Source organism: Huijunlia imazamoxiresistens (assembly GCF_037132455.1).
In the GTDB taxonomy this organism is placed as follows: Bacteria; Bacteroidota; Bacteroidia; order Chitinophagales; family Chitinophagaceae; genus Flavisolibacter; species Flavisolibacter imazamoxiresistens.
On the sequence record NZ_JBBBEI010000063.1, the window covers coordinates 1 to 5,687 of the forward strand.

Annotated in this window: 6 protein-coding genes; 2 read left to right on the forward strand and 4 right to left on the reverse strand. The window is 54.5% G+C overall.

Features of this window, described 5'->3' with window-relative positions; genetic code table 11:
* Nucleotides 1-891 precede the first annotated feature (891 nt).
* Entirely contained in the window at nt 892-3,231 is a 2,340-nt protein-coding gene (locus V9K67_RS26665) for a PAS domain-containing sensor histidine kinase (protein ID WP_336728123.1), read from the forward strand.
* Between the two features lie 76 nt (nt 3,232-3,307).
* Here the strand turns inward: V9K67_RS26665 and V9K67_RS26670 are convergent, their stop codons facing one another.
* The 3 genes from V9K67_RS26670 to V9K67_RS26680 are packed head-to-tail and all read right to left on the reverse strand — an operon-like array spanning nt 3,308 to nt 4,820.
* Nucleotides 3,308-4,291, reverse strand: a complete 984-nt coding sequence (locus V9K67_RS26670; protein WP_336728125.1) for a HipA domain-containing protein — start codon at nt 4,289-4,291, stop codon at nt 3,308-3,310.
* Complete coding sequence (locus V9K67_RS26675) at nt 4,288-4,611, reverse strand: HipA N-terminal domain-containing protein (RefSeq protein ID WP_336728126.1); 324 nt, start codon at nt 4,609-4,611, stop codon at nt 4,288-4,290. The genes V9K67_RS26670 and V9K67_RS26675 overlap by 4 nt, the downstream gene beginning before the upstream one ends.
* Nucleotides 4,608-4,820 (reverse strand): helix-turn-helix transcriptional regulator, encoded by a 213-nt coding sequence (locus V9K67_RS26680; RefSeq protein WP_336728127.1) that lies wholly within the window; start codon nt 4,818-4,820, stop codon nt 4,608-4,610. The genes V9K67_RS26675 and V9K67_RS26680 overlap by 4 nt, the downstream gene beginning before the upstream one ends.
* Before the next feature lie 155 nt (nt 4,821-4,975).
* On the opposite strand from V9K67_RS26680, the gene V9K67_RS26685 reads away from it, so the two are divergent.
* A complete protein-coding gene (locus V9K67_RS26685) occupies nt 4,976-5,371 on the forward strand; it encodes a ribosomal maturation YjgA family protein (protein ID WP_336728129.1) in 396 nt (131 codons plus the stop codon).
* Between the two features lie 60 nt (nt 5,372-5,431).
* On the opposite strand, the gene V9K67_RS26690 is transcribed toward V9K67_RS26685, so the two are convergent.
* On the reverse strand, nt 5,432-5,687 hold a 256-nt coding region (locus tag V9K67_RS26690; protein WP_336728131.1), incomplete at its 5' end, for a hypothetical protein.

Consider the following 5,687-nt stretch of genomic DNA (forward strand, 5'->3'; position numbering starts at 1 on the left):
ACAGAGAAGTTAAGCCCCTTCTGGCCGATGGTACTGCATTTAGTTGCGGGAGAGTAGGTAGCTGCCATATTTATTCACACAAAAGCCTTTTCTTCGGAAGAGGCTTTTGTCGTTTAGGGCCTTTTTGGCGTTAAGCCCAACTTTGCTGAACTCTTTGTGCCTTTGGGCACAACTGGTGGGTAGAACCCAACCGCCGAAGACCTCCGTTCCGTTAGGAACGGCTGGTATTTGCAACCTACCACCCGTTCCTAACGGAACGGAGATCCTCAACCAGAACCCTTTCTACCCACCAGGCGTTCCTAGCGGAACGCAGCTTTGCTGGTATTGCCTTCTTGGGAAGCGCACGCCTCAGGCGAGATTGGTAGAAAACGTGCATGGAGAGAAAATCATGAGCAGCGCCCATGCCTGTGCATGCAGGAGAGCTCCAGATGGGAAGGCCCGTAACAGATGGTTTCAAACCATGGGTGGGAGAGGGGGCGCTTTACCGGTTCGAACGGTCCTGGCTGTATAGGGTTGGGCGCTGCCCAACCATTTTTCTGCCCAGTTGTTTGCTACCAACAGGGTTGGGCTATGCCCAACTCGTTCCAGTCCAAACGTTTTCTACCAACAGGAAAGGGCTATGCCTAACAACCGCACCTATCTGGCCATGTGCTACCAACATGGTTGGGCTACGCCCAACTACGCTTTCCCCACAGCGGTTTGCTGCCATTAGGAATGAGCTAGGTCCAACTATTTTCCCTTCTGCAAAGCCTTTGGCCATTCATGGGTAGGGCCTCTCGCCCCTTCAAAGTTGGTAAAGCTTTTATCGTTTGAGACCTCATCCGCTTTGGTGTGGTTTTTGGGCAATTTTTACGTGGTTCTTTAGGCTTTTTCCTGTTAAATTATAAAACGGTGCTGCCCTCCCTCGATGCCCTGGCTGTTTTGAATGCCCTTCCCGGGGCATACCTGATTCTTTTGCCCGATCCGCCCCGCTATACCATTGTCGCCGCCTCCGATCCCTACCTCAAAGCTACTTTTCTGGACCGGGAAACCGCCCTCGGCCGCCCCCTCTTTGAGACCAATACCGATGATCCCGCTAATGCCGACGCCACGGGCGTGAAAAACCTGCTGACTTCCCTGCACTTCGTCCTGGAGCACAAAAAAGAACACCGCATGGCGGATCAACGCTATGATATCTGCAATCCGGCTACCGGAAAATTTGAACTCCGGGTATGGCGGCCCCGGAATATCCCCGTGCTCGATGAGGCCGGGTCAGTCCGCTACATCATCCACGCCGTCGAAGACATTACCGATACGGTACAACTGCAGGAGGCCCAGCAGGCAAGCAACCGGAAACTGGGAGAAAGCGAGGAAAAATACCGGGGCATATCCCTCTCCATGGACCAGGGGTTTTGCCTCATCAAACTCATCTTCGATGCCGCCGGCAAACCGGTGGATTATCGTTTTCTGGAAACCAACCCACTCTTTGAACAACAAACAGGTCTCAAAGACGTCATTGGAAAAACCGCTCTCGAACTGGTGCCCAACCTGGAAGATCATTGGTTTGAACTCTATGGAGCCGTTGCCCGGACGGGCAACCCCATTCGTTTTGAGCAGGAGTCCCAGGCCATGGGGCGCTGGTTTGAAGTATCCGCTTTCCGCATCGGGAAGGAACAGCAGAATGTAGCTTTGCTGTTTTCCGATATCACCGAGCGCAAAAAAGCAGGGGAAGCCATCGCACAAAGTGAAAACAACCTCCGCAATATCATTTTGCAGGCGCCGGTGGCCATGGGCATCGTCAAGGGGCCTTCCTTTATTTTGGAACTAGCCAACGACCGACTCTACGAGCTCTGGGGAAGGGGACCTGAAGAATTATTGCACAAACCCATCTTTGAAGCAAGGCCGGAAGCAAGAAACCAGGGCTTGGAAGAACTGTTGACCGGCGTGTATACCACCGGGGAGACGTATAGTGCTTATGGCCGCCCCGTTATCTTGCCGCGAAACGGGTGCCTGCAAACAGTTTACATCAACATGCTTTATGAAGCCTTCCGTGAGGGCAATGGCTCCATATCCGGAGTGGTAGTGGTGGCCAGCGATGTAACGGACCAGGTGGTAGCAAAGATGAAGGTGGAAGAACACAACCGAGAATTGCAGTTCGTGATGGACGTCATGCCCCACCTGATGTGGTCCGCACAGGCGAATGGGTTTGCCGACTTTTTTAACAAGGTTTGCCGGGATTATACAGGCCTGTCCATGCAGGAACTTACCGGCGATGGGTGGGCCAACCTGGTACATCCTGAGGATGCAGCTGCTACTGAGCAGGCCTGGAGAAGGGCCCTGACCGGGATCGCTTCCCAGCATACGGTCGTACACCGGCTGCGCGGTAAGGACGGCGTGTACCGATGGTTCCTTACCCAGGCCATACCTCTTAAAGACGAAAAGGGCTCTATTCTGAAATGGTTTGGCACCTCCACCAATATCGAGCACCAGAAGGCCTCGGAAGAAACGCTGGAACAGCGGGTGCGGGAACGGACAGAGGAACTGGAGCGGAAAAACAAAGAGCTGCAGCAGTTTGCCTACATCTCCCACCACGACCTGCAGGAACCGTTGCGCAAAATCCTGTTGTTCGGCGATATGGTGACGGGCCAGGGCGAGGACAGTCTTTCCGAACCGTTACGATCCCGACTGGATAAAATATTGGCCAGTGCCTTCCGGATGAGCGAGGTATTGAGGGATGTGCTGGATTTTGCCAGCCTGGACAAAGAGGAGGCCTTCGTTGCCACCGACCTCGGGGAGATCCTTACGGCCGTTCAAACCGACCTGGAAGGGGTGATCGCTGCCAAGGGCGCCCGGATCCTTTCCGGCAAGCTTCCTGTTCTGAAAGCGGTACCGCATCAAATGCACCAGCTGTTTTACAACCTACTAGCCAATGCCCTTAAATTTTCAACGCCTGGCCGGCCGCCCCTGGTCATCATCAGCTGTCAGGGGCCGGCCGCTTCCGGGCTTCAGGCGGAGGGCGACAAACCTTCCTACCTCATTACCGTTGCCGATAATGGTATCGGCTTTTCCCAGGAGTCCGCCGAAAAGATCTTCGATATCTTTCAGCGGCTGCACAGCAAGGAGGCCTATTCCGGTACGGGCATTGGGCTGGCGCTTTGCAAAAAAGTGGTCGGGAACCATTTTGGTAAAATCTGGGCGGAAGGCAGCCCCGGTGAAGGCGCCATCTTTAAGGTGCTGCTGCCGGCCGAATAGGGCAGAATGGTAAGCTTACCGGCAGACCCAGAGAATTCACCCGATAGCTGATGGGGCCGAAAGTTTACATTTCCGTTTACAGGTGCCGCTGCAGGCGCCGGAGTTTTTCCGAAAAGTTGGCCAGGTAGGCCTGTTGGGTAGCTGCCGACAGGAAAGAGCGGCCTACCAGTACTTTCACCTGGGGCTGCCGGGCGGGATAGATCGAAAGGATGCGCTTCGCCCTTTGGGGCGCCATGCCTAATCGCCGCGCCAGCTCCAGGAAGTGAGGCGCTCCATAATAGCCGTGGCGGCTGTAAAATTCGGAATCGATGTCCCCGGCATACAGGTCGAGGGCTGTATCCGACTCCTGGCCGGTATGCAGGACGGTGCTCATGAGGTCATAAGCCGGGGTTAGCCGGTACTCGCCGGTCTCCAGGCGGTAGAGGGAAAAATTCTTCAGGTGGGCATCGCCATTGGAAATGACGTAGTTGAATACGACCAGCCGGAAAAAAGCCTCCAGCGCCGGCATATAGGCCGCCACGTAGCGTTGGATCAGCCGGCCGACGTCTTCATAGGAACCTTCGTATTTGTAGTGCTCACCGTGGGTGCTCCGCGACTTCCCGCTGATCTGGGCAAAATCCTCCTGAAGGTATTTGGAGCCATCCGCCCGGCGATCAAAGCGCCGGGCCAGGTAAGCCGGTGCCCCGTCGGCAAAATGGATCAGGGCATTGGCCGCCGTAGGCATGCCAAAGACCTGCCGGGCGATCTGCATCGTCAGGTGCTCGTTTTCGGGCGCCTCCCCAATTGCGGCATACAGCTGAGTGGGGGGTACCGGTTTCAGGATGTATTCCCCGCCCTTTTCGGTCAGCAGCAGTGTCGCCTGTTCGCGCCGCAGGGAGAACTTCAGCTGCACCCCGGACAGGGACAGCCGGCGGAGGTGGGGCTCGAAAAAAGCCAGGTTCCCGGCCTTGGGGGCCTCGAAGGAGAGGGTGGGCGGCACTGGGGCTCCGTCAAAAAGCTCGCGGCGGCAGCGGGGGCAGAAGCCCGCCCCGGTTTCCTTATAACAACCGGGGCAGTTCATGGATCCAGGGGTTTGAGGGTAACGGCGCCAATGGTATCTTCCGTGGCAGTGAGCAGGAGGCGGCTGAAGTCATCCGCTTCGTCCAGGTGCAGCAGGCGGCATTGCAGCTCTTTGTTGGTGCCTTCCGCCAGAAGGCCGAAGAAAAAGGGGAACAGGACGGGAGAGGTATGGAACTGCTGTGTCTTGGGCAGGGTCAGGCTGATCGGCGGGCAGGAAGCATCGGCAAAATACGTATCCTCGTAGCGAAAGCAGTAGCCCCCGGCCACTTGCCGCAGCACCCCGGCCGGCAAATCGTTATAGAAGACAGCGGCACCTTTCATGATCCGGTTTTTCTGAGGTGAACCGAAAGTTCCAGGCCCAGCACTTCGAGGAGCCGCAGCAGGGTTTGCAGCGAGGGGTTGCCCCGGCCGCTTTCCACCAGGTAAAGGGTTTTAGCGGTCAGCCCGCCCATCTCGGCCAGGTCCTGCTGCTGCAGTCCCAGCTCTTCCCGTCGTTGCCGGACCAATTTTCCTAACACTTCTTGATTCATCGGAAATATATTACTGAAGTGGTAAAAATAATAAAATGCACGGGGATATTTTTATACTATCGGTATTATATTTCTGGTGTTAAAGGCCATTAAGAATGGCGGCTGATCCGGATGGTTTTGGAGAAAGGTGCTTACTATTGCAGGGATCTCATAATATGATGACCTTTAACCTTCGTTTCTTTTTCCTTGCTGCAGTACTTTTTGTAGTGGAAGTGTTGATCGCTTTATTTGTGCGGGACCATTTCATCCGGCCCTATGTGGGCGATTACCTGGTCGTCATCCTGATCTATTGTGCTGTCCGGACATTTCTAAACGCATCCGCCCTGAAAGTGGCTATCGGCGTATTGCTGTTCGCTTATTGCGTGGAAGTATTGCAGTACTATCACCTCGTGGAGCGCCTGGGGCTTTCGGGAAATAAGATTGCAAAGACCGTAATTGGTTATGGATTCGAATGGCTCGACCTCCTGGCTTATACCCTGGGCATTGCTACCGTACTTTTGGCAGAACGGCTCCGGCGGGAAGACTCGAAAAAGGGCTACACTGCGAAGTAATTTCCTCCGGCCTTTTTACTGCTCAATAAAGAAACCCAATGTCTGTAAAGTTACAGTCGCCTAAGGGTTTATCATCAGGCAAGAATTAGCGTAGCGACAAAAGGTTGTTTTATGGAAGGAAACAGAATAGCAGGGTGTGACGTGGTTGAAATAATAGGCCTGTTGACGAATCCGGTAATTTCCAGATAAAGGAATTGATTGCTGGCAACTGCAAGAAAATGTTAAGAAGGAAAAGAAAAGCTTGGCTTGTAATGGATGGGCTTGTATCTTTGCGGCCCGCCAAACAAATAGAGGCGGTTGTTCTTTACGGTGAGGG

Bases quoted from the DNA above. Each gene is read 5' to 3' on its own strand.
- V9K67_RS26670 (WP_336728125.1), bottom strand. From the start codon at position 4,291: ATGAACTGCCCCGGTTGTTATAAGGAAACCGGGGCGGGCTTCTGCCCC.
- V9K67_RS26675 (WP_336728126.1), bottom strand. From the start codon at position 4,611: ATGAAAGGTGCCGCTGTCTTCTATAACGATTTGCCGGCCGGGGTGCTG.
- V9K67_RS26680 (WP_336728127.1), bottom strand. From the start codon at position 4,820: ATGAATCAAGAAGTGTTAGGAAAATTGGTCCGGCAACGACGGGAAGAG.
- V9K67_RS26685 (WP_336728129.1), top strand. From the start codon at position 4,976: ATGATGACCTTTAACCTTCGTTTCTTTTTCCTTGCTGCAGTACTTTTT.